The sequence below is a fragment of the Sphingomonas sp. BAUL-RG-20F-R05-02 genome (assembly GCF_022662305.1).
Classification (GTDB): Bacteria; Pseudomonadota; Alphaproteobacteria; order Sphingomonadales; family Sphingomonadaceae; genus Sphingomonas.
This window is the reverse complement of sequence record NZ_JAKNQH010000027.1, coordinates 1-24,385: the sequence shown is the minus strand read 5'-3', so window position 1 is coordinate 24,385 and position 24,385 is coordinate 1. Positions and strand designations below refer to the sequence as shown.

The window sequence follows — 24,385 nt, the reverse complement described above, 5'->3', positions numbered from 1 at the left end:
AAGTCCGTTGGCGGACGGCTGGCCGGCGAAGCAGCCGTGTTCATTGAGCTTCTCACAGCCACAAGACGGAGACGGCATGAACACGATTGAAGTGGGACATGCCAGGGAGAAGCTTGCCGTGATCCACAATGCGACCGGGCGAGGCTCCAAGAGTTGGGCTTTGCAAGTGGCCCAACGACATCTGCTTCGACCCATACGGGGCGATGACCCATTTATGGCCATTCAGCGGGCCATGGTCGCTTTCCAGCTTCGGACGTTTGTTCACCTCACCCCTTAGGCGTTCAGCGAGCGCGGTGCGGTAAACCGTCGGATGGGGCACGCCCACCGATAGGATCTTATCCCATTTCATTGGGAGAAAGCCGGCGCTCGCGCGTTGTAGATCTTGCCTCGTTTGGGGTCTCGTCGCTCCCACGGAGGATCATGTCTTGTCCGACCCAACTGCCCGCCGCGTCCTGCAACCGGTCACGATCGGTGATCTGCAGCTACGAAATCGCATCGTCATGGCGCCGCTGACACGCAGCCGATCGAACGATGACGGTGTGCCGCCCGGCTTCGCCGCGGACTATTACGGCCAGCGCGCCGACGCGGGTCTGATCATCACCGAGGCGACCAACATCTCAGCCCAGGCACGTGGCTATGCGATGACTCCCGGCATCTGGTCGAACGCGCAGGTTGCCGCGTGGTGCCCAATCGTCGATGCCGTGCACCAGCGCGGCGGCCTGATCTTCCTCCAGCTCTGGCATACTGGTCGCATCTCGCATCCCGACCTGCATGGGGGTGAGCTTCCCGTGGCTCCCTCCGCGATCTCGGCGGAGGGACAGGCATTCACCAACGACGGTCTCAAGGATTTCGTCACTCCGCGTGCACTGGAGACTGGCGAGATCCCGGGAATCGTCGAAGATTACCGCCACGCCGCTTCACAAGCGAAGGCGGCCGGCTTCGACGGCGTCGAGGTCCATGCCGCGAACAACTACCTCCTCGAGCAGTTCATCCGCGACAGCACCAATCGTCGCACTGACGTTTATGGCGGCTCGATCGAGAACCGCCTGCGCTTCCCGCTCGATGTGGTCCGTGCTGTGGTCGATATCTGGGGCGCAAACCGGGTCGGCATCCGCATCTCGCCCGCGACGACAGAGCCCGGCAAGACGCCGCTCGACAGCCAGCCGGCGCAGACCTTCGACGCATTCGTAGACGCCCTGTCAGAAATCGGCCTGCTCTACATCCACGACATCGAAGGCGTGACCCAGCAGACGCGCGACGTGCCCGAGGGCATTGACTTTCAAGAGTTGCGCAAGCGCTTCTCCGGCGCTTACATCGCCAACAACCAGTACACGCTCGATCTCGCCGAAGAGACGCTCGCCAATGGCGACGCCGATCTGTTCAGCTTCGGCCGACCGTTCCTCGCCAATCCCGATCTCATTGAGCGCCTGCGCACCGGCGCCCCGCTTGCCGAGGCACCCAAACAATATTGGTATGGCGGAGGCTCGGTTGGCTACTCCGACTGGCCGGAGATGCGCGGGCCGGTGGGCCTCGAGTAGGACGATTCTTGCGTGAGGTCAGCGTAGCCGGGCAGCCTCGAGGACGCGCCTCAGATGCGCGCGAAGATTTGTGGCAAGCAGGACGGCATCATTAAGGTGGTCATGTGCCCGCACGGCTCAACCGCATCATTGCTGCGTCCGGCGACTTGGCCTTGGACGCAGCAATGACCCACAAACCGACGTTCGTTCGGGCTTGAGAGTTCCCCAGTTGCGGTCATCCGTTCAGCTAAAGATCGGGGCAGCTTGGCCTAGATAGTCGAGTGGCTAACTGCTTCGTCATGTCGCGATGGCGCTGAACGCTCGCGACCACGCCGTAATGCCGGAGGAAGCCAACGATTCATTTTACGCAGATCGCAGGTGCGTTTCTCGTTTTTCCCCGTAATGAGGCGATCGGTATATCATTCGAAAGATCGCGCGTGGACCTCCCAACCTCATCGGCGGCGCAACAGCGTCACCTACTGCCGACCCGCACCATCGTCTTTCTGGTGATTGCCGCAGCGGCACCGCTGGCGTCGATGATCGGCAACCTGCCGATTGCGATCGCGCGCGGAAGCGGTGCCGGCGTCCCCGTCGCGTTCCTGATTGCCGGCGCCATCCTGATCGCCTTCACCACCGGCTACGCCTTTATCGGCCGGCGCATCGTCAGCACGGGCGCGTTCTATACCTATGTCGCCGAAGGGTTGGGCAAGGAACTGGGCGTCGGCGCTGCCTATTGCGCGGTGATCTCCTACGCATCCTTCGCGTTCGGGCTTGCGGCGGCATGCGGCTATTTCGACGAGCAGGTGTTCGTCGCGGTCGGCATGAAGGTCGACTGGACGATCTGCGCCGCCGTCTCGGTATTGCTGACCGGCATCCTCAACTATCGCTCGATGGACGCGTCCGCCAAATTGCTCGCCGTCATCATCGTCGTGGAGACGCTCGTGCTGGTCGTGTTCGATGTGACCGTCATCGCCGCCCGAGGGACCGAGGCGTTTCCGCTTGCCTCGTTTGCGCCGAACCAGTGGGTCGCGCCCGGTATCGGCGTGTCGTTGATGACGGCGTTCACCTGCTTCGTCGGCTTCGAATCCGGCGCGCTCTACACCAAGGAAGCGGCTGATCCGGTGCGCAGCATTCCGCTCGCAAGCTACATATCGGTGATTCTGATCGGCTCGTTCTATCTCGTCACCGCCTGGATCGTAGTCGGCGCGCTTGGCGCCGATCAAGCGAAACCGGCTGCGCTGGCGCACGGCGGCACGCTCATTCTCGACCTCATCAAGCGCTACGACGGCGAGGCCGCATCGGATATTGCCGGCATCCTGCTGTGCACGTCGATGCTGGCCACGTACATCGCCATCCATGCCGCCGCATCGCGTTACGTCTACGCGCTCGGACGCGAAGGTCTGGTGCCGCGCTCGCTTGCCCGCTTCGACGAACAGCGCCGCGTGCCGGTCGCGGCGACGATCTGCATATCGGTCGCCACCGTCATATGCCTGGTGGCGATCGCGTCCACGCGAACCGATCCCTATGCGGCGATCATCCCCGTGCTGATCGGCATGGGTACGCTCGGCATCATCGCGCTGCAGGCCGCAGCGGCGGTGGCCATCCTGTTCTACGTCGTCCGCCGGGCGCGCGAGGCAGGGCCGATCGTGCTAGCGGCCGCGACCTGCGCCGCGGTCGGGTTGCTCGGCGCGCTCACGACGGTCGCCACCAACTTCACGCTGCTCTCGACGATCAGCACGCCATTCGTTGCGTGGCTGCCGATCCTCTACGTCGTTACCCTCGCGATCGGCATCGCCTTTGCGATCTGGATGAAGTTCGCCCGACCAGACCACTTCGCCCAGTTGGCGCTCGTCGAGCATCGATCCGTCTGAGATGATGAGGCTCGTGTCCGACCACAGCGTGCGGAACCCATCCGATCGCGGCGCGCCCGCCGGGGTCGTCAACGTCAACCAAGCCCTCCCGACAACGAAAGAGCGCGCATGAACCGCCGAGACTTTTGCGCTTCCGCTGCCGCATTGGGCATCGCGTCGGCGGGCGCCCGAGCCGCGCCTGGCCCCGTCGATGCGGATACGCAACTGACCGCATTATTGAACCAGCTCTACGCGACCGCGCTGGCCGAGAGTCCCGAACTGGTCAGCCAGCTTGGCATCGACAGCGGCGCACGCGCCAACAGCAAGTCGATGCTGCATCAGGCATCCCCAGCGGCACGCGACCGGCGCCGCGCCATCACGCGCGCCGAGGTCGCCGCTTTGCGCAAGATCGACCGCACCCGTCTCAGCCCACGCGCGGCCATCGATTACGATGCGATCCTTTACGACCGCGCCACGATCGATCGCGCTAATCGGCAGTTCGCTTATGGTACCGAGATCGTCGGCGCGCCGTACGTGATCAGCCAGATCGATGGCGCGTATTGCAGCATACCCGAGTTCCTCTCCTCCCAGCATACGATCGCGGTGGCCGGGGATTGCGATGCCTATCTGTCGCGGCTGACGGAGTTCGCCCGCCTGATCGACGAGGAAGGCGAGCGGGTTCGCCATGACGCCGCGATCGGCGCCGTTCCACCCGATTTCGCCATTCAGGGTGCGCTGGCACAAACCAAATTGCTCCGCGTCGGGGCCGACCAGTCCTCGCTGGTCACCATGTTCGCGAGCCGCGCCGCCCAGGCCGGGATACCCAGTGACTGGGCGGGACGGGCAAGCGACGTCTACACCCGGCGCGTGCTCCCGGCGCTCGATCGTCAGGTCGCGCTGCTCGAAACGCTTTTGCCCAAGGCGTCACCCGAACCGGGCGTATGGCGCCTACCGGACGGGGAGGCTTATTACGCGCAGGCACTCCGCAATCTCACCTCCACCGAGTTGCCGGCCGAGGAGGTTCACCGGATCGGCCTCGATTTGACGCGGGACCTTCAGGCGCAGGCCGAGACGCAGTTTGCCCGCCTGGGGATGATCAAGGGCAGCCTGGCGGATCGCTTCAACGCGCTGTTTCATGACCCGAAGGAACTCTACCCCGATTCGGATCAGGGGCGAGCCGATGAAATCGCGGCCCTCAACACGCTTGTCGTGGCGATGCAGAAGAAACTGCCCGCCTATTTCGGCACCCTCCCCAAAGCACCGCTCGAGATCCGGCGAATATCGGCGGAAACCGAGGCCGGCCAGAGCACGCATTACACGCCCGGCAGCCTCGATGGCACCCGGCCGGGGGTCTACTGGCTCAACATGCGCGAGATGGACGAGGTGCCCTTCTTCGACATGCCGACCACCACCTTCCACGAAGGTGTGCCGGGGCATCATCTCCAGATCAGCCTGCAGAACCAGGCCGATCTGCCCGACGCGCGCAAGATCCTGCTGTTCAACGGCTATGTCGAAGGCTGGGCACTTTATGCGGAACAGCTCGCGCTCGAAATGGGGTTCTTCGAAGGCCATCCGTCGTGGCAGCTCGGATATCTCCACGATGCGCTCCTGCGTGCCGGGAGACTGGTCACCGATACAGGCATGCACGCGAAACATTGGAGCCGCGCCAAAGCCGAGGCCGTATTGCACGAAACCGTCGGCGATCCGCTCGCCCTATGTCGGCAGGAAATCGAACGCTATGCCTGCTGGCCGGGTCAGGCGTGCGGCTACATGGTCGGCAAGATATCGATCTTGAAAGCCCAGGAAAGGGCACGGCGTTCACTTGGCGAGCGGTTTGACATCCGCCGCTTCCATGACGCGGTTTTATTAAGTGGAGCATTGCCGCTAACCGTGCTCGATGCCAAAATCGATATGTTCGTGCGGGACGAACAAAGCCGGCGCTACTAGGACACACATCCTTTCGTACCTTCGCCTGAGTTAAGACCCACTTCCCGCCATTCGACGTGGCTCCGGCGTTTCCAGAACGCGGACGTTCGTTGATGTGGTGATCGTGCTCGTGGGACATGTAAGGGGTGACCCCCGCGCCGCCACCGAGAAATCATTCGTTGAGAGATTAGACAGACGCATGGCCCGTAAACATTCGAAACATGGCCCGTACGACGAGCCTGATCGCGAACAGGAGGAGAACCCGGCAACGGTCGCACCCTGCTGGCTCTGTGGCCGCGTGCTCGGCAAGGCCACCGTCTGGCATCATCCCGTGCCCAAAAGCCGAGGCGGCCGCGATGTCGTGCCGATGCATCCAGTTTGCCAGCAGGCTTTGGTTGCTAATTTCACGAATTCCGAGCTGCAACGCCATGGGATGGATGTAGACAGCCTGCTCGCCGATCCCACCGTCCGCAAATTCGTGGATTGGATAGCGAAGAAGGATCCCGATTTCACCGCCAGCCCGCCGAAGAAGCAGCGCTGACCAACCGCGCATTGCGCCTTGGACCCACAAAGCGACATTCGGAGCAACTTTGCTATCTCTCGAGACTGGCCGTTCATTCAGCTAAAAAGTCGGTGCACTATGTCACCGTTAGCGCGCGGGCTCCGACGAGATATGGATGCGATAGGACGCGGCGCGCGTTTGCGGCACCGATAGTAAAGTCGTTGACAAGGCGGCTCCCAGCGACGGTACGATAGTAGGCGACAAGGGCGTCGATGCGGCGGAAGCGTGCGCCCGCCGCCGCTGCCCTGGTATAAAAGTCCCAGTCGTTGCAATTGTGGAAGCTAGGGTCGAATCCCTCGACCGCGAAAACTGTCTCACGGCGAACAATCGCCCAGGACGGTCCGATCACGCCGCCACGACATAAAGCGATACGGATATCGCCGCCGCACCAGCCGCATTCGGGCTCGCCTGCCGCGCTTCCTTCTTCCATGCGCGCGAAAAATCCGCAGACCACGTCCGAGTCGGTGCCGGCCTTCAGCAACGACCGCGCCGCGCCCGGTACCCAGATGTCATCGCTGTCCAAAAACGCGATCCAAGGTGCCTCGCATATGGAAGCCCCGACGTTACGAGCGTTGGAAGCCCCGCCATTGCGGGGCAAGATTACTCCGGTCACCTGCTCTGGGTACTTGGCGGCAAGCACGCGAATGACTGTAGGGCTCTCATCGTTTGAACCGTCATCTACGACAACAACACGCGTCGGGGCTGGGTCTTGAGACAGGACACTGGCGACTGCATCAGCGACCACATGCGAGCGGTTGTAGCAGGGAATAACCACGTCATAGCGCGGCAGCGGCAGATCCACTGCGAAAAGTTCGGCGACAGTTTGCATGCCGCGCTATGCTGGACGAACCGGCTCCGGGCAAGAGTTTGCATGTGCACAGACCCTCCGTGCCGGAACCGGCAACAGCCGGATGAGTCTGGTTGATCAACGACCGCCTGTATTGATCTTCACGCCGGCATAGAGGTAGCGCCCGACTGCCGAAATCGGCTGGTTGATGGCGTTGCCCGCGTCCGGCTTCTGCCCCGTCAGGTTCTGCGCGCCGACGTAAAAGGAGAAGCCGCTCGGCAGATTGACGCCAACCTGCAGGTCGTGCTGCCACAGTTCGCTGTAGCGAAGCTGGGCGGCGGGAGCGTAATCCGGATCGTTATCGGTCGTCAGCTTGTCCACCGTCCTCGTGGCGTCCGCCCAACGCAGGTTGTAGCTCAGCGTAAGCACGCCGACGGTCCAGCTTGGCGAGATAGTGAAGTTGAACTTCGGCGCGCCCGGTTGATCGACGTTGTCGGTCGCTGGCGCGCCAGGCGTTCCGACGAATTCGAGCCGATGCAGATATCCCCCCACCAAACGCAGATCGATTGTGCCGATCCGGGCCGTGTGGATGAGGTAGTCGAGGTTCATATCGGCGCCGGCTGTACGGAACTGCGCGACATTCTGCGGCTCGACCGTATAGCCGTTGATGATTCCCGTGCCGCTGGCCCGCGTCAAAGAGCGGCAGAACTGATTGTCGATGGTTGGCTGATCGACGCACAACGTGGCGAGCTGCGAAGGCGCCGGTGTGTTTATGGCACCCTTCAGGTCTATGTCGTACCAGTCGAACGAGGCCGTCAGCCCATGCAGGAAGCTTGGTCGCAGCACGACACCTGCCGTCCAGGTGGTGGCGGTCTCCGCGCGCAGATTGGGATTGCCCGAGCGGACACCCGCGATGTTGTTAGGCGTTTGCAGCGCATCAGAAATCGTCGCACCGACCGCCGCCAGGGCAGCCTTGCAGTTAGCCGCGCGATATTGCGTTCCGTGGATCAGTTCGCCTGGCGCACACGGATCGATGAAGAAGTTGGAGTCGCCGCTTATCGGCTGGAACAGCTCTCCGATGTTGGGCGCACGCACCGATCGCCCGTACGAACCCCGGAAGGTGATGTCGCGCACCGGCGCATAGACGCCGTTAACTTGCCATGTGTCCGTATTGCCGATCGTTGAATAGTTCGAGAAGCGGTATGCGGCACCGACCGATAGTGTTTCGGCAAAGCGCGCAGCCTTCAACAAGGGAGCGTTCAATTCACCGAACGCCTCCTTCACGTCGAAGCTTCCGCCTGAAGGCACCACCAAGGTAGGTTCGGTGAAGGCCGCGAAGCGATTGGCGATGAGGTTGTCGCTGGGATTGAACGCGCTGGTCTCGCGCCGATACTCTCCGCCGAACGAGAATTGCACCGGACCGCCGGGCAGCTTGAAGAACGCGCCGAAGTCGCCGCTCACCGACGCGTTTGCGACCTGTTGCGTGATGCGGGCGTAGCTGGTGTCATCAATCTGGAAGAAGCTGAGAGCTTGAGAATCGATCGGGCCGGGGCCGAAAAGGTTGACCGGCAGGCACCCGCTGTTCGTGCCAGTGAGATTGGATCGGCATACTGGCTGGCCGGTGGCAGGGTTTGCCACCACGTCAATGGCAGCGGCGTAGCGATCAGAGAGGATGTCGTTGAGCTTGGTGATGGCGACGTCGGTTCGCCCGTATTCGTAATAGACGTCGTAGGTCGCTTGGTCGCTGATCCGTCCGCCTGCATCGATGACACCGCGGTAGGTTCGGCGAAGATCGCTCTCACCGTGCCGGCCGTAATCCAGATTGTCGCGAGTGACTGCGACAGACGTCTGACCGGCAGCCAGCGCGGCATCCCGGATCGCGGCTGGCACGAACGGGTTTTCAAGCGAGATCGCCGTGCCGTAGGTGCCAATGTAATAGTCGTATGTCGTCGCGCGAGTTTGCGCGTACTTGCCTTCGATCGAGAGCTTCAACGCATCCGACACATCATAATGCCCGAGCACGTTGACGTCGTGACGAACAATGCGCGGCGCAAGGTCGCCCGAGTAGAAACCGGCGACGGGCGTGTCGTCGCCGCCGGTCGAGTAATATGCGGCAGAGGTCCCGTGCCGGTAGGGCTGTCCATACCCGTTAAAATCCGGATAGCCGTCACCGTTCACGTCGACCGCACCGATCGGCGACTCGTTGGGGTAGCGCAGGTCCCCGACCAGCACATTATGTGGAAGGCTCGGATTCGCTGCCGCCGCGTCGTTCGGGATGAGATACTGGCGGCGATCGCTGCGGAGGTACGCGCGGTCGTCGTTCTCCAGCCGATCGTCAGCGTTGTACTCGTATGCGACCGTCAGGTTCGCGCGACCGTTGGCGAACGTCTTGCCCGCAGCGATCGAGGCAAAGCGGTTGCCGGCATCGCCTCGGCTCGAAATACCAACCTGACTGCGGGCAGAAATACCGTTGAAATCCCGTTTAAGGATGAAATTGACCACGCCCGACACGCCGTCGGCACCATAGACCGCCGACGCTCCGCCGGTCAGTACGTCGACCCGTTCGATGAGGTCAGTCGGGATGCTGTTGATGTCGACTGCGGCGCTGTTGGGCTCTCCCGCGACGTGGCGGCGACCGTTGACCAGAACGAGCGTGCGATTGACGCCCAGGTTGCGCAAGTTCAGTTCGTTGAGACCTGCTGCTCCAAAGGGATTGGAATAGACTGCGTTTCCGCCGGACGTCTGCGTAAAGTCGCGTGAGCCCGACAGCGCAGGCACGCGCTCAAGAAAACTGGTGATGTTCGTATTGCCGGACTGCTGGATAGCGGCTGCGTTGAACGAGGTGATCGGATTAGGCGCTGCAAACTCGGAACGCGTGATGCGCGAGCCGGTGACCACGATGTCGTTGCCCTGCGCTTCAGCTGACGACGCAGCATCGGCAGTTGCGGTACGTTGCTGACGTTCATCTTGTTGTGCATCCTGCGTGTCCGGCGCCGGCGCGGTCTGCGCATGAACAGCCGCAGACGCGAACAGCAGTGCCGTGCCGGCCAAAAGCCGGCGATGCGTAGTCAAGAACATCTAGATCTCCCCTGTCCTTTCACCGTGCCACCAAGAGGTGCTCTTCCGTCAATCAGCAAAGGTGGATCCGAGACGTTTTGCAGCAGCGGTGATGCGCCAACGACACGCATGAATTCGACAAAGTTGATTTGGATCATGCCCGACCTTGTGGAATGCGCTTGGAGTGCAAGTCCGGGTCTCCTACGAAAGCTGCGAAAGGGCGGGATCGGGTGCAACGCGATTATTCCAAGACGTGATATCGCGTCGGACTGCGATCGGTGCTGGCATGGCGGCTGCGACCGCAGTGCTATGCGGGTGCGGGCGCGCGCAAGCCAACAACCCGCTCCGGTGGTGGGCGATCGGTACGACGGGAGAGAATGCCGACTTACTACTACCGCCGTTCTTGGCGGAGACCGGAATACACGTTGATCTGCAGACGTTACCGTGGACCGGCGCGCATGAAAAACTGCTGACCGGGTATGCGGGCAACACACTGCCTGACGTCATGATGGTCAATAGCGCCTGGTTGCCCGAACTCGCGCTGCTAGGTGCCGTGGCGCCGCTGCCGCCCGCATCGCCGTTGCTCCGAGATCAATTCTCCGGCGCGCACGCTTCGGTCATGGTCGATGGACGTGCCATGGCTGTGCCCTGGACCAGCGACAGCTGGGTGCAGTTCTTCCGTCGCGACCTCCTTGCTGAGGTGGGTTACGCCGCCCCACCGCTCGATTGGACGGAGTGGATGCGGATGGCGGTTGCTCTAAAGCGGCGACATCCTGATCGATACGCGACGCTGCATTTGCTCGACTGGCCTGAGCCCCTCTTCGCCTTTGCGGCACAACAGCCCGAACCTTTGCTGCGCGACGCCAACACGCGAGGAAACTTCTCCTCGTCTGGTTTCCGAGCAGCGCTCGGCTTCTACAAGGCGATTTACGATGCCCGGCTTTCGCCGATCGCCACGGGTTCGGAAGTCGGCGATACGTACATCGCGTTCCGGCGCGGCTGGTTTGCGATCCTGCCTTCGGACGCCGTTTCAATTGGGGATCTGCGTCGGCGCGCGGCGGCCTTTCCCCCTTTGTCATGGAGCGCCGTCGCGACGCCGGGACGAAGCGGCGTTTCGCGCGCACTGGCGCGGGGTGCCAGCCTTGCGGTCAGCCACAGCACGCACGATCCAGCCGGCGCCTGGGCGCTGGTCAGTTTCCTGAGCCTAGCAAGCACGCAGCGTCGCATCTATGGTATCACCGGCGACTTGCCGACGCGGCCCAGCGCCTGGAGCGCAGGCGATCTCGCCAGAGATCCGATCGCGGCGGTGTTTTCGGACCAGATCGCGAACAGCATCGCACCACCCGCAGTGCCAGAATGGGAACGGATCGTCGGTGAAGTGCAACTGGTCGCAGAGCACATGGTCCGCGGCGAGTACGGCGTCGACGCCGCCACGCTCGAGATGGACCGTCGCGCCGACCGGATCCTGGAGAAGCGCCGCTGGCTGCTTGATCGCGGGGAGCGGTTATGACGCGGCAAGCTCGAGCCGGGCTCGCTTTTACGATCCCGGTTCTGCTCGGCACCTTGCTGGTGCTCGTCGTGCCTACGGCTGGCGCACTTCTGCTGAGCGTCACGGACTTCGACATCTACGCTCTGGCAGACGTTCATAACCTGCGTTTCGTCGGTGCCGGCAATTATCGTGAGTTGCTGCAAAACCCGCTATTCTGGCACGCGGTCCGCAACACGCTGATGTTCGCAGGGCTTGGCGTACCCGCCGCGATAGGAACATCGCTTATCGCCGCACTGCTCGTCAACTCGCGTACGGTCAGGTGGAAGCCGGTGTGGCGACTGCTCCTGTTCGCGCCCTATGTCACCACCCTTGTCGCGACTGCGTTGGTTTGGCGCTACGTGCTGGATACACGCACTGGGCTGTTGAACTACGGTCTCGCTCTCGCCGGTATTGCGCCCGTCGACTGGCTCGGCGATCCTCGCTTCAGTATTCCTGCGACGCTGGTCTTCATCGTCTGGAAAGCGTTCGGCTACAACATGATGGTGTTCATCGCCGCGCTCTCGACGGTGTCTCACGACCTGCAAGATGCCGCACGGCTCGACGGGGCGGGTGCGTGGGCGCGGTTCCGCCACGTCATCATGCCCGCGATCGGCCCTGCCCTGCTGCTCGCTACCGTGCTGAGTGTCGCCAACTTCCTTCAAGTCTTCACCGAACCCTATGTGATGACCCACGGCGGCCCAGCGCAAAGCACAGTAACGGTGTTGTACTTCATGTTCGATCAGGGTTTTACCTGGTGGAACCTCGGCATGGCATCAGCGGTCGCTGTGCTGCTGTTTGCTGCCATCCTGTTGCTGACGGGCGTACAGGCACAGGTTGCGAAGCGATACGAATGGCTATGAGCGCGCGCGCTGGAACGCGAACCCTGCTGGTCGCGCTAGCCGCGCTGACGACGGCCGTGCCGCTGTTGTGGATGATTAACGTCTCGCTGATGCCGAAGGGCGCAGCGGCAACGTTCCCGCCGCCGTTCTGGCCGATGCACCCGACGCTCGCCAATTACCGCGAGCTGTTGTTCGCCCACCCCAGCGCGTTCGGCGCCGCGACAAGCTACAAGATACTGCCGGCGATTGTGAATAGCCTTGTTCTTGCCACGCTGACGACGGCGCTTGGTCTGTCACTCACCGTGCCGGCCGGATACGCCTTCGCCAAGTTGCAGTTTACCGGTCGGGCTGCGTTGCTCAAAATGCTACTGGCACTCGCTGTCGTACCGGCACAGGTTGCAATGCTGCCACTGTTTCTCATGCTGAAGTCAGCAGGCCTGGTGAACAGCTATGCAGGCGTCCTGGCTCCGGGTCTGGCCGGGGTGTACGGGGTTCTGTTCGTACGGCAGGCGTCGCTCGCGATCCCCGACGAGATGCTCGACGCCGCTCGGGTAGACGGCGCGAGCGAGTGGCGGATCTTCACCGCCATCGTACTGCCACTGATGAGGCCGGTGATCGTCACGCTGGCGCTGTTCACCTTTTTGGCAAGCTGGAGTGACTTCCTGTGGCCGCTCATCATCATCACCGACCAGACGCACTACACGCTACCCGTGGCCCTGGCCGCGATCAGTCGCGAACATGGCGGGGACGTCGAGCTCATGATGGCGGGCGCAGTCGTCACCACGGCGCCGGTGCTGCTGCTGTTCCTCTTGCTTCAACGCCACTATTTTGACGGAGTACTTAACGGGGGGATCAAGGGTTGACGCGAGTGTAGGCGACGCCGTCTTCGGCGAACAGGTGTGCGTCACCTGCATCGACCGAGAAGCGGATTACCTCTCCCAGCATAACGTGCCTGTCGCTCGGCAGCTGCGCCACCAAGCTACCCTCGACGCCCGCTTCTCCAAGGTGTGCGAAGGATAACGGACCAAGGCGCTCGAACAATTCGACCCGACCGCAGAAAGCGCCCAGGGGATCGGCACGCAAATGCTCGGGTCGGACACCAAGGGTAGCTCGGCCGCCAACCGCTGAGGGCGGCGCGCGAACGGCGACGCGGCACTCGACTTTGCCTGAAATGGTCACGAACGTGCCAGCCTCTTCCACGCTCGCGATTGAAACAGGTAGCAGGTTCATTGCCGGTGAGCCGATCGCTTCGGCAACCCTGATCGTTGTCGGCGTGCGGTAAAGGTCAAGCGGTGCTCCCGTCTGCTCTATGCAGCCGCTCGACATGACGACGATGCGGTTGGCGAGCGTCATCGCCTCGATCTGGTCGTGAGTCACATAGACCATCGTTGCGCCGAGTCGCTGGTGCAGTCGGGCAAATTCATGCCGCATGCGGACCCGCAGGCCGGCATCGAGGTTGGACAAGGGCTCGTCGAGCAGCAAAACGGCCGGATCGCGCACGATCGCTCGCCCGATCGACACGCGTTGCCGCTGCCCTCCCGACAGCGCCTTTGGTCGCCTTTGCAGGAGCGAACCCAGTTCCAGCAGTTCGGCGATCTCGGCAACCTTAGCCGCGACCTCCTTCCTCGGGAGTTTGGCCATGCGCAGCGGGAAGGCGATGTTATCGAAAACGCTCAGGTGCGGGTAAAGCGCGTAGGATTGGAACACCATCGAAAGACCACGCTTACCCGGGTCAAGTGCCGTTACATCGCGACCGTTGATCAGGACGCATCCGCTGGTCGGCTCCTCCAACCCGGCGATCAGCCGTAACAGCGTGGACTTGCCGCATCCTGAGGGACCGACGATCACGACAAACTCGCCCTCGTCGATCGCGAGATTGGTCGGCCGCAGCACGGTCGTGGAGCCGAAGCTTTTGCTCAGACCTTGCACGATAACACTGCTCATAAGGCCGCTTATGCGAAAGCGCGGCTACGTCATAGTGCATCCGTGACGGCGGTTTGATCGGTAGTGCCTCCGCTGGTATATTGTTGCGGGCGCCATCTCGCGTTGCTTATCGTAAATGAAACGTGGAGCCGTATACGCGTCATCACTGGAAGGCTGTGGAAGCAAAACTCGTCAAGTGACAATTAGCGGTCCGTCCCCGCTTTATGAAGTCCTCGGTATGTCCAGCTCCGCGTTAATCATTGCGACGGATAGATTGTCGGTAAGCGAACGTGGTGTGATCGCTTTCGGCCGATGGTTAGACGTAGTTGATGGCTGTCTAACCATGTCTCGCAATCGCTAGTTTAATTCAGCTGACTATCAAGGTAGTCACATGAGCCAATGGAGGTGAGCGATGGGCCACTCCTCAATTGATCCTGCTTTTCACGAGCTGCGACCGTGGAACGAAGGCCGGGTGCTGGGCGCTAAGCGCGCACTTAAACCTCAGCAGGTCTGGGCAATCCGCTTCTGGCTGGATCAGCACCGCCGCCTGCGAGATCGTGCCCTCTTCGATTTCGCGATCGACAGCAAGCTACGCGGGTGTGACGTCGTCAAAGTCCGCATCGGTGACATTGTCGCCGGCGGTCGCGTCCGAGATCGCGCGATCGTAGTCCAACAGAAAACAAAGCGGCCCGTGCAATTCGAAATAGTCGAGCCCGCGCGCAAAACGTTAATCGCGTGGCTTGAACGGCGAGGGGGTACGCTTAACGACTACGTTTTCCCTAGCCGGAACGACTACATGGGGCACATGAGCACTCGCCAGTATGCGAGGCTCGTTCGAGAATGGGTTACAGGTATCGGCCTTCAAGCTGAGGACTATGGCACCCATTCACTCCGGCGCACAAAAGCCTCCATCATCTACAAGGCGACCGGCAATCTGCGGGCTGTGCAAATCCTTCTCGGTCACGCTAAGATCGAGAGCACCGTGCGTTATCTCGGCGTTGACGTGGAGGATGCGTTGGAGCTTGCGGAACGTACCGAGGTCTGACGACGAAACGACCCAGAAACGGTCGTTCAGTGGCAAAGGGCCGCTTCCCACTTTCCGCCGCTCGTTCATCCCACCTCTACGGTCCTTCAGACCGGATGCGGCGCTGAATGCGTCGTCGCGAGCCGCCTCACGCGGAAGGCGCGTTGTTCGACCTGCTGGCGGAGGCGACCAAGCTGCCGCGCTGTCGCCGGGCGCAGCCGCGTCGGATGTCCGCCCGCCGCCGCGGCTAGGACGCCGTTCCCGGCGGGTAGCGGTCGGCCAGCGCGAGCATCGCGCTCTCGCCCCCTTCGCCGTTCGCGTGGATGACGTGCTGCTCGAGCGGATGCAGGTCGGCGTCTAGGACGACCCACCGCGACCGCTCCATCGACTGGTCGTCGAGCACGTCGGAGACCTCGGCGATCTGGGCCAGTGGGACCAGCGCCGTGATGAACGCCGCGTTCATCGTGTCGCGTGTGCGCCGGTTCTCCAGGAAGTAGCGGAGGCCGTGGGCGAGCTGCCCGCGGTCCGACTACGACGGGTCGTAGACGAACGCGAGCACCCGCCTGCCGGCCGAACGCGCCGCATCTGCCGCTGCCGCCAACCGCCCCTGCGGCGCGGTCTCGCGGAAGAACTCCGCCTCGACGGGCATGTGGTCGGGATCGACCAACGCGCGCCTGATCCTCGCCAGCACCCACGCCCTGATCGTCGAGGCCATCTGGCCACCGAAGTCGGGGGAGGCGATGGGCGTGCGGTGGACGGTCTCGCCGGACAGGCGCACGACGACCTCGTCGCCGGCCTGCGTCGCCTCGCAGGTCGTCGACAGGAACGGGTCGGAACCGGTGCGGCTCCAGATGTAGGTGGTCGTGCCGACGTCGGCGTCGATGCGCTGCGCGGTCTGGCCCAGCGAGAATCCAGCACCCAGCTCGTCGCGTATCGCCTGGAAGACCGGGCCGAAGTGCCCGATGGCGTCGCCGAAGGTCTTGATCGAGGCTATGCGCCGGCGTTCGGCCGCGGTGTCGATCACGCCGCGGATCGCGGCGAGGTCGTCGTCGGGCGACCCGATGGCGGTCGGCGCCTCCATCAGCCGGGCGAGCGCGTCGAGCATCGCCCCGGCGTTCGAGAACCTCGCCGCGAGCACGGGCTCGAACGCGTTGTCGAAGAACGCGACGAGCCGCGCGAGCCTCGGTCCCGCCGCGGTCTGGAGCGCGGCCAGGGCCGGGCCGCGCTGGTGCGGCAGCCGCCCCTCGGCGTCCTGCAGGACGTCGGGGTGGCTCCCCACGATCAGGAAGAACAGGATGCCGCCGGCGAACGAGAGGTCGGAGCGGGGATCCTGCTTGAGCACGCTTCCCGCCGAGAGCTCGGGCAGCCGCAGGAAGCGGTTGCCGACCTCCTGTCCGTCCTCAGTCCGGAAATCGGGATCCGCGGCCTCGTGGTAGCTCAGGCCGAAATCGAGCAGGCAGGCTCGTGCCGGATCCCCGTCCTGCAGGATGACGTTGTCCGGCTTGACGTCGCGGTGCACGCACCCCTGGCCGTGGCAGTCCCGCAGGATCCGCAGGATGCGGCGGGTGACCGCGACGGCGTCCTCCAGCGAAGGTGCGGCCGACGCCCGCCAGGCCGTCAGCGTGGGGCCCGACACGAACTCGGTCACGATGTAGGGGTCGAAGGCCAGGTCGCCGTGCCGGTGCGCGTTGCTCTCGATCAGGCGCGGGATGCCGTCGACCGCGAAGCTGTCGTAGGCGCTCGCCTCGCGGAAGAAGCGCGACCGGCGCTCCGGCACCGTCCTCGCCTTGAGGACCTTCAGAAAGCCGTCCCGGCCGTCGGCGGTGCGCCTGGCGCGGAAGGCGTCGCCCTGGCCGCCGCCGACGAGGTTCTCCACGACCGACCAGCGGTCGCGCCACCGCGCCGCGTCGATCCAGGTCTGTGCGTTCTCGTCTGACATCCGACCCGAGTAGCGCATCGCGGCGCCGGATACACGGCCCGGCGTCGCCTTGGGTCAGGACCGTGCACCACCTATGTCCAGGGAATGTCTAAGCAGGCCAAGCCGTCCAGGAAGCACCACTACGTGCCGCAGGCGCAGCTGCGCCACTTCGCGTCGGACGCTGACCGCCGGTCGATCTGGGTATACGACAAGGGCCTGGACAGGTCCTGGATCAGCTCGCTGCTCAACGCCTGATCGAATATCAGGAACATTCTGCCGGAGTCATTCCCATCAGGATCTAAGCGTGCGACCCGGACAAGGTCGATCACGAGGCGATTGGGCTCAGCCGGGCTGGCGGTCGTCGCCCGTGTAGCGATGGAGCGACGAATCAGCGGATCCTCTCGGGCGACTCAGATGGTACGGGCCGTTCGTCCCAGGCGCGAGATGCCGTGGGATAGTCGGAGCGTGCCGTACCTCTGTTCGAACGCGATAACGATGTCGGCCACAACGGCGGAAAGCTCGTAAAGCATCTCGACGCAAGGCTTCCCGGCGAGCGGCGTGCCTGCGGGGAAAACGACATCGCCCGTAAAACTGAAACCATGCGCGATACAGTCTTCGTAGCCGGCGGGCGCTGGCACGAAGCAGGTGGTCCGTTCGGGTGCGGCAGTGCCTCCCCTTGCGGTGACCACCGGCATACCCTCGAATCCTCCCACTTGGATCTCCACATTCATCGTACACGCGACGGGCAGGATAAGGCGGTGCTTGTCGGTGATGTCGAGCTCGTGAAGGGCGGCCAGCATCGGATTGCTGAGTGGCGTCGGGGCGAGGGCTCGGACGAGGCCGATCGCCACGGGCCCGGCCTTACCGAGGTCCTTCAGAAGCTTCTGCTCAAGCCCGGTTTCCTTCAGGAGGATCGGAAACTGCGTGTGGTCGGGGCTCTCGCCGTGCGCAATCGCGCAGGCGCAAGCGAGATGATCGAGCGCGGATCGCAGGTTATGCAGGGCATCGCCGATGAAGAGCGCCAGTTGTCGATCCGGGAAGCCCAACCGTTCGTAGAGATGATAGCCGGGCTCGCCTGTGTCAGGGTGCGGGGTCTGGATAGCCTGGTAGGGCCGCTTGGCGAAGTAGCGGCCGGCCTCCTGCGCGAATGCGGCGATATGGCGATTAGCATGCGCGACCTTGGCGACCGCGCCCGCAAAATCAGGGCGGACGGAAGGAGCAGCTATGTTCATGCGGCGGGCCCGTCAGCGAGGCCCGTGACCTGCCGCATGCCGCCCAGGATCAAGTCCATCGCCAGCAGAAGGCATTGATAAAAGGCATCGACCGCATCGTAATATTGATCCTCCGTTACCCGCGCCGGATCGCAGGGGGAGATCTGAAAGACCACGAGGCGCTCGGCCTCTTCTATCGCGGCGATGCTGGTCCAAAGATGCCTGGCTCTGAGATGCACGAAGGCGCTGGCGTCTCGGTAGACGGTCGTGATCCACGGAACCGTCTCAACGAGGCGCTCCAGCAGCCGGTGGTCGGTGAGTCGGACGCCCGTGTCGTCCCTGAGCTTGTAGACGGCCGCGCCCTCCATAACGGCTGCGGCATAGGCATGAGGATCGGAAACGAAGCCCAGCGCTGCGACGCGCAAGGCGGTGTCGAGTTGCATTCGCACCATCGGCGCGGCGGCGTGGAAGTTGCGCGCTCGGATCATGGCCGTGAAGCCCTCGGGCAGCGCAATCGAACGCTTCGCGGCCGCCAAGAGGAGCATTCCCACCTGATTCGTCGGCAAGCCGGCGCGCAGCAGGGCTTGGCCCCTACGCAGGAGATCGGCTTGCCCCGCCGTAATGCGATTGAGGCGCGCGTCTAGCGAGAGGGGTGGTGCTGACTTCATTGGAGTCATCTAGCGTGCCAGCGGCATTCGGCGAATGGGCAGCGTGGGCGTGAATGGGTGAATCTGTTCGCACCCGCCATGCGTTTACATCCGCGCAAACGACAGGGAGGGAGCCACGACCGCCCGACCGGGGACATTGCAGCTGCTCGGAACGGGTGTCGAGAAGTGGTCGCAATTGCTCGAAAGCAGCGTTGCGCCTTCCGCCGACCGCGTCGATCGACGCCTTCGAACGGACGGCCGCTTTCAAGATCATCTTATGGCCAGACAAATGGCCGACATTGGGGCGCGTTGCTGCCAGACGGCTTCGCGCTGGGCGAACGGCAGGTTCTGGCGGAAGCTGCCGTTCAAAGCCCGACTGCGAACGACGCATGCTGATCGCCTCCTGCCGGCGGGTCGTCGCCACCAGGAAGACCCATAAGTGGACGTTCCGGATGCTGCGAGCTCTCCCCGACATCGGCACTTTGTTCGGTTGGAAGGCGCGGTAGCTCACCCACAATGATGCACCTGATAGTTCGCTCGGGTTAGCACGCTCGTCGACGCGCCCTAAGCCCGCCAGCGACTTCGCCGCGTATGCGGCGGACGTTCGAAAGGTATTCCGCGCCGACCGTATCGATGACTATAGAAGCGACTCGATGAGGATTCCCCGGCATCTCCAGTTTACCCGCATTGAAGCGGTGCTCTCCGAACTGGAAGGGGCGGGCAGCTACGTGCTGACGACGCCCATCGAAAACAGCTACCATGCGCTGGGTGGTGAGGCCGCGCTCGCGCAGGCCTACGTCACCTGGGCGCAGCAGGAGAGCCGGCCGCACATTAGGTACGCCACAATCGACGCACCGGCCCCGGACGAGGCGGTGTCTCGCTTCGCCTCGCTCAGCGCTGCGCTGCTCGCCAGCCGGATTTCATTCGGCGAGAGCGACCTCACCGAACGGGTCCGCGCGAGAGCGCTGGATCGGGTCGACGCGCTTCAAAGCGAGCGGGGCCGGAGCGAGACGCGCGGACTGCAGCTGGAGGTGTTCTGTGCGGATCATCACGGCCGGTCGCATCCGGCCAAACTCTACGATTTCCCACCAGACGAGAAGCCGACGCCCAAACCGGAGAGCTCGCTGGGCGACCTCGTCGGCGAGATTCTCCAAGCGACGATGCCGCTCGAGCACGGGCGGGGAGAGACGAAGCACCTCGTCGAGCCGTTGGCGGGCGCGATATACGAACTGTTCCGCAACACCCACGAGCACGCTCGTCATGATCTCGCCGGGAACGTCCTTAAGCGCTCGATCAGGGCGATCCATGCTCGTCGCCATCCGATAGACCCGGGGGCGCTCGCGCGCGTAGCGGCCGACACCCCCGCTATCGCCACCTACTGCCGCCGCCTGCGGCCCACCCGCGGCAGGGCGCAGTTGCAGCTCCTGGAAGTCTCCGTGATGGACTCGGGACCCGGCCTCGCCGCCCGCTGGCTTGGGCGGAGTCTGGGACCGCAGGACCGAGGTGCCGTCGAACGCGGAGCCGTGATGGAATGCTTCGAGAGCGGTGCATCGACCAAGCCCCGCCCGGGGGCGGGCATGGGGCTGTCCAACCTGATAGCGGTCGGCAGGGCCTCTAACGGCTTCCTGCGCTTGCGTACGGGGGCGCAGTCGCTGTGCGCCGACCTCGGCCTGGAGGCGGCTGAGGCCTTCGCGACGGTGCCCCGCTTAGCGCCGCTGCATGGCGAGCGCCGGATCGCGCGCGTCTCCGGCACACTCTGGACGTTGCTTCTTCCGATCGATGAGCTCGTGTGAGGAGCTTCTTCCGCCTTCGGGCCGACTGGCAGACAGACGACGAGCAGGTGGACGTGCTTGTCCTGTTCAACGCCGCTCAGACCCTCGACACCCGGCAGCTGCTCGAGCAGGTCGACCGCGAGGTGCGCGCCACTCTGCGCCCGGATCAGCTGATCATCATCTCCAGGGGGCAGAGCGCGGCGGCGGCCGCGACCGACCTCGCCCGCCCTGAGGTCCGGTCAACCCTCCTGCAACGCGTCGGCGAGGGTTGCCACGTCGAGCTCTGGAGCTTCGATGCCGCGGGCGCAGCCAAGTCGGTCGGAACGTTGCAGGAAGGCCCCTTCCATACAAACCCGGGTCTGCATGCTATCCTTCGGCGGGGCGCAACCGAGATCTTCAACGAGCACAAGGGCTTCGTAGAGGGCAGCGAGAACTACCATTTCCGCAACCCATCGGGCAAGCACACCGACCGCTTCATGAGGCTGTCCAACATCTTGGTGCGGCAGGCGGAGATCACCTTCCTGGCGCTCGCCCTGCTTCCCTTTGTCCCGTCCGGGACCATGAACGCCTACATCGACACGCCCGCGCTGCACGCGGTAGTGTCGGCGCTGAACGAGCTGCGGCGCGGTTCCGACAACGAGGGCTACATCGCGGCCGAGAACTTCAGGTCCTATTACGGTGTCGACGAGCACCCGTTCATCGAGGTCGGCCGCTCGGTCGCGATCGTCTCGGCTTCCTCCAGCGGCGGCTTGGCCGAGCGGCTGATGGCACGGGGCTTCGACCCCGACCGCATCGTGCATCTGCTGTTCCTGGGCGAGCACAAGGGCGTCCTTCAGGTCGCCGTCGACCTCGCGGCCGATAGAATCCGCAATCCGAAGGGGCACGATCCCGCCCGCCGCACCTACGATGGCGACTGTGCGCTGTGCCGGCAGGGCTCGATGTTCATTCAGCTTCGGGGTGACCAGTTCGACGTTAGCCCGCCGCAGCCGGTCCCGCTGGTCGTTAGGCAGGCGCACGCGCCGGAGGCGCTCGCGGCCCAGTTCGCGCGCCTAGTCGGCGGCCGCTGCCTGAACAGCTCGACGTCGCACCTGCACAAAATCGATACGGATGCCCTGCTGGCCCACGCCGACTATGTGGAGCGCCTAGACTACTTTCTTCGACGCTTCGTCCCGGCCGGCGCGCAGTTTTGCGTGCTGCCGGATGAGCAGTCGGAGCCCTGGGGCGCTTTGGCGGCGACCAGGAGCGGCCAGACCTTGCACTTCGTCCGGGCTGACCGGCCCAACGAGATCGAGAATATCATCAAAGACGCCGACGGCCCGCTTCTGGTGATCGCCGCCGCAATCGGCAGCGGCAGACGACTCCTCGATATCAGCCGCGAGCTGCGGACGGCCGCGCCGCGTGCGCCGATCACATACCTGGTTGGGTTCGCCAAGCCGACCAGTCCCGATCAGCGCAGGACACTCCGCAACAGTCTCGTTTTCTCGAATAGGGAGGCGCACCACGCGTTCGAGACGGTCGAAGAGATGGTCTTGCCGAGTGCCCGACGGGAGAACGCCTGGGATCGCGAGCTCGCTTTCCTGCAGGCTGCCGCGGACACGTGGGCCGGCAGGAACCGGAAGTTCGTGGATCAGCGTATCGACCGTCTGGGAAACGTCAGCACACCGTTGATCGAGGACGCCTTCGTTGCCAACGAGGAGAGCGGAAGGCTTCGGCTCAGACCAGGCTTCGCGTTCTGGCCCGAGGGGCTGGTGACCGGGGCGGAGACCCAGGCCGACGTCTTCGCCACCGTTTCGTCCGTGCTCCAGAGCCTGCGGACCGCGCCGCCTTCGGCCAAGGAAGCTCTGCGGAGCGGCTGGTTTCGGCAAACCCTCATCCACCCCGAGGTGTTCGGGCGCTTCAACGACGGGATCATACAGGCATCATTTCTGCGCGCGGCGCTGCCGTCGGAACTAGACTACAGGAGTGATCCTGAGCTGAGCGAGCAGGTCGCACGCCTCATCGGCAGGATAGTCGACGGCGCGCATCTGGTCAGGGGCGAGGCCGCGTTCGAGTTCCTGCTCGCGCTCGGGTGCGAACGCCTCCGGCTGAGGTCGGAGCACCTGGCGCTGGCGCTCCCACAGGCCCCGGCTCGGCGGCCACTGGTCCAGGCGATCAGGAAGAGGGTCAAGGCCGCGCTTAAAGCCTGAGGCGAAGCCGCGCATTGCCCGTTCGCGTCGGCCCTATGCCGTCCCGTGCGCGAGCGCCGGGTGCCGGCGGCACGGAGGGCGCCGGACTTGACCGGCCGCGAAGATCCGCACGGAAGGCGGGCGAGACCCACAACCGGACATTCGAAGTGCTCTGCTGACTTTCCAACTACCGCCATTCGTTCATCTTCAAATGACGCGCCATTTCTGGTTTCGATCCAAACACGGACGCTATCGAGGGTAATCATGATGATGGCGACGGCCTGACGCGCGGACTGCCCCCGCCCTCATGAAGCGACAACAGAATCGATAGGCCGCCGCCAACCAACACCTTGAAACACGGGAATACGACTACCTTGTTTCGCATGTTTCTAGCCTATAGTTCCAGATGCCGCTGTCCAAGTGCCGCATGCCATCAATTTGTGACGACGACAGAAACTGGTTTCGAGATCAACTCAGCATATCGAACTGGGTCGGACGGGAAGCTGAAGAGAAAGACGTGTGCTTTGATCTTGTATCTCCCCGGTCCCGGGAAGATGGTCCCCGCACGCTCCTGCGTGGTCACAAGATATGGGGTCGACTGCGAAACGGGTACAAGTTGCTGAACCTCGAGCGGAGGTGGGGGCGGCGACCCGACCATCGGTTCGGCAGGAGTAGCCGGTTGACCAGAGTCTAAGGTAACCTCGAACGCAATCCCGCGGGTAGTTTGTAGGAATGGTGAGACAGCGAAACCTTCGCCCGTCGCGAGAAGATCGACATCGATCGGTGCCTTGTCGCGCATCGACAAAGTTTTCGCGCGTACACGCACCTCGATGTGTGGCGTTTCGCCCGGCCAAGCGGCTTGGGCAGGAGGGCTCCATGCGGCGGCAGCGAGTAGAGCCAATAGCATCGAGGCCTCCCAGATTTTAGCTGCCGTGGTTCCTCCCATAGGGAGCGAGCTCCAGCAAATGAACAATCCGACATGTCCGCATCTCAACGTTATCTTGAGCAATGACCGGTAGGCCGAGGGGATGCTGTATTTCCTCCTCTTCGTGAGTGGACCGACATTCGGCACCCTGTGCTATGGTTGGCAGGTTTGGGACAGAGCCCACCGGTGGCGTTCCGTCGAGGCCGTAACAGTTAGCAGCGATTACTCTGAAGCAGAGCGTCTCGATGATACAAGGCCGTTCGCCTCATTGCGACTACACCCCTTCGCGGACGGCAGGATTGGTCGATATACGAAGGTGCGAATAGATTACGCCGATGCTACGGGCCGGCACCATCAAGCGACGGTGGACTGGGAGGTCAGGCGCGGAAAGACGGTGATGCCCACCATGCGGGTCTTCTACGATACCCGCGATCCAGGTCGTGTGGCTCTCTTTGGCCCGATGGGCGCTGCTTTCTGGTGTTTCGTATGGGCAGCTGTGCTGGTCTATATGCTATGGCTATCGCCGGAGATTGCCACCCTGTCTCGCTAACGCAGGAGGCGAAGAAGCAGAATGTCGGCGGTGGGGCGAAAGCGCTGCCCCCCTTCGTCGCGCTGACCCATAAGTCGCCGTTTAATGCCCTCCCTGGCTTTCCCAACTTCATACACTCGTTAATCTTAGCCAGACGGTCGCTCGACCGGGCACCAAAGCCGGCCTCGAAGGGCAAAAAGTGGGA

General features: G+C 63.4%; 20 protein-coding genes. 13 read left to right on the top strand and 7 right to left on the bottom strand.

What is annotated here, in order from left to right; translation table 11 throughout:
- The 5 genes from L8F97_RS21140 to L8F97_RS21120 form a co-directional block, all read left to right on the top strand.
- Window positions 1-277: hypothetical protein (locus L8F97_RS21140; protein WP_242154552.1), on the top strand; the 277-nt coding region annotated here is incomplete at its 5' end.
- 148 nt (window positions 278-425) lie between these two features.
- Window positions 426-1,538, top strand: a complete 1,113-nt coding sequence (locus tag L8F97_RS21135; protein ID WP_242154550.1) for an alkene reductase — start codon at window positions 426-428, stop codon at window positions 1,536-1,538.
- Between the two features lie 416 nt (window positions 1,539-1,954).
- The gene (locus L8F97_RS21130; RefSeq protein ID WP_242154548.1) at window positions 1,955-3,388 is read left to right on the top strand and encodes an APC family permease; all 1,434 of its coding nucleotides are present in this window, start codon (window positions 1,955-1,957) and stop codon (window positions 3,386-3,388) included.
- 108 nt (window positions 3,389-3,496) lie between these two features.
- Window positions 3,497-5,314, top strand: coding sequence for a DUF885 domain-containing protein (locus L8F97_RS21125; RefSeq protein ID WP_242154547.1), 1,818 nt, complete (start codon window positions 3,497-3,499; stop codon window positions 5,312-5,314).
- A gap of 178 nt (window positions 5,315-5,492) precedes the next feature.
- Window positions 5,493-5,834, top strand: coding sequence for a hypothetical protein (locus tag L8F97_RS21120; RefSeq protein ID WP_242154545.1), 342 nt, complete (start codon window positions 5,493-5,495; stop codon window positions 5,832-5,834).
- 97 nt (window positions 5,835-5,931) lie between these two features.
- Here L8F97_RS21120 and L8F97_RS21115 read toward each other — a convergent pair whose 3' ends face one another.
- Window positions 5,932-6,684 carry a glycosyltransferase family 2 protein gene (locus L8F97_RS21115; protein WP_242154543.1) on the bottom strand — a complete coding sequence of 251 codons (753 nt, stop codon included), beginning with the start codon at window positions 6,682-6,684 and terminating at the stop codon, window positions 5,932-5,934.
- 96 nt (window positions 6,685-6,780) lie between these two features.
- On the bottom strand, window positions 6,781-9,720 hold the full coding sequence (locus L8F97_RS21110; protein WP_242154541.1) for a TonB-dependent receptor plug domain-containing protein: 2,940 nt from the start codon (window positions 9,718-9,720) through the stop codon (window positions 6,781-6,783).
- A gap of 265 nt (window positions 9,721-9,985) precedes the next feature.
- On the opposite strand from L8F97_RS21110, the gene L8F97_RS21105 reads away from it, so the two are divergent.
- The 3 genes from L8F97_RS21105 to L8F97_RS21095 are packed head-to-tail and all read left to right on the top strand — an operon-like array spanning window position 9,986 to window position 12,929.
- Window positions 9,986-11,209 (top strand): extracellular solute-binding protein, encoded by a 1,224-nt coding sequence (locus L8F97_RS21105; protein WP_242154539.1) that lies wholly within the window; start codon window positions 9,986-9,988, stop codon window positions 11,207-11,209.
- A complete protein-coding gene (locus L8F97_RS21100) occupies window positions 11,206-12,087 on the top strand; it encodes a carbohydrate ABC transporter permease (RefSeq protein ID WP_242154537.1) in 882 nt (293 codons plus the stop codon). Before L8F97_RS21105 ends, L8F97_RS21100 begins: the two co-directional genes overlap by 4 nt.
- On the top strand, window positions 12,084-12,929 hold the full coding sequence (locus L8F97_RS21095; RefSeq protein WP_242154535.1) for a carbohydrate ABC transporter permease: 846 nt from the start codon (window positions 12,084-12,086) through the stop codon (window positions 12,927-12,929). Before L8F97_RS21100 ends, L8F97_RS21095 begins: the two co-directional genes overlap by 4 nt.
- On the opposite strand, the gene L8F97_RS21090 is transcribed toward L8F97_RS21095, so the two are convergent.
- Window positions 12,919-14,010 (bottom strand): ABC transporter ATP-binding protein, encoded by a 1,092-nt coding sequence (locus L8F97_RS21090; RefSeq protein WP_242154533.1) that lies wholly within the window; start codon window positions 14,008-14,010, stop codon window positions 12,919-12,921. The two genes, L8F97_RS21095 and L8F97_RS21090, sit on opposite strands and share 11 nt — an antisense overlap.
- Window positions 14,011-14,401: 391 nt before the next feature.
- Between L8F97_RS21090 and L8F97_RS21085 the strand changes: the two genes are divergently transcribed.
- The gene (locus tag L8F97_RS21085) at window positions 14,402-15,034 is read left to right on the top strand and encodes a tyrosine-type recombinase/integrase (protein WP_242154531.1); all 633 of its coding nucleotides are present in this window, start codon (window positions 14,402-14,404) and stop codon (window positions 15,032-15,034) included.
- Window positions 15,035-15,260: 226 nt separating this feature from the next.
- On the opposite strand, the gene L8F97_RS21080 is transcribed toward L8F97_RS21085, so the two are convergent.
- Entirely contained in the window at window positions 15,261-15,476 is a 216-nt protein-coding gene (locus L8F97_RS21080; RefSeq protein WP_242154529.1) for a hypothetical protein, read from the bottom strand.
- Window positions 15,477-15,542: 66 nt separating this feature from the next.
- Window positions 15,543-16,952 carry a protein kinase domain-containing protein gene (locus L8F97_RS21075; protein WP_242154526.1) on the bottom strand — a complete coding sequence of 470 codons (1,410 nt, stop codon included), beginning with the start codon at window positions 16,950-16,952 and terminating at the stop codon, window positions 15,543-15,545.
- 84 nt (window positions 16,953-17,036) lie between these two features.
- Between L8F97_RS21075 and L8F97_RS23065 the strand changes: the two genes are divergently transcribed.
- Entirely contained in the window at window positions 17,037-17,186 is a 150-nt protein-coding gene (locus L8F97_RS23065) for a DUF4238 domain-containing protein (protein ID WP_409929077.1), read from the top strand.
- Window positions 17,187-17,341: 155 nt separating this feature from the next.
- On the opposite strand, the gene L8F97_RS21070 is transcribed toward L8F97_RS23065, so the two are convergent.
- Both L8F97_RS21070 and L8F97_RS21065 read right to left on the bottom strand, forming a co-directional pair.
- On the bottom strand, window positions 17,342-18,163 hold the full coding sequence (locus L8F97_RS21070) for a hypothetical protein (RefSeq protein WP_242154524.1): 822 nt from the start codon (window positions 18,161-18,163) through the stop codon (window positions 17,342-17,344).
- On the bottom strand, window positions 18,160-18,678 hold the full coding sequence (locus tag L8F97_RS21065; protein WP_242154522.1) for a hypothetical protein: 519 nt from the start codon (window positions 18,676-18,678) through the stop codon (window positions 18,160-18,162). The genes L8F97_RS21070 and L8F97_RS21065 overlap by 4 nt, the downstream gene beginning before the upstream one ends.
- Window positions 18,679-19,442: 764 nt before the next feature.
- On the opposite strand from L8F97_RS21065, the gene L8F97_RS21060 reads away from it, so the two are divergent.
- The 3 genes from L8F97_RS21060 to L8F97_RS21050 form a co-directional block, all read left to right on the top strand.
- Complete coding sequence (locus L8F97_RS21060) at window positions 19,443-20,582, top strand: hypothetical protein (RefSeq protein ID WP_242154520.1); 1,140 nt, start codon at window positions 19,443-19,445, stop codon at window positions 20,580-20,582.
- A complete protein-coding gene (locus L8F97_RS21055) occupies window positions 20,579-22,747 on the top strand; it encodes a hypothetical protein (protein ID WP_242154519.1) in 2,169 nt (722 codons plus the stop codon). Before L8F97_RS21060 ends, L8F97_RS21055 begins: the two co-directional genes overlap by 4 nt.
- Window positions 22,748-24,164: 1,417 nt before the next feature.
- Window positions 24,165-24,385 (top strand): hypothetical protein (locus L8F97_RS21050; RefSeq protein WP_242154518.1); only part of this gene is annotated, 221 nt, incomplete at its 3' end.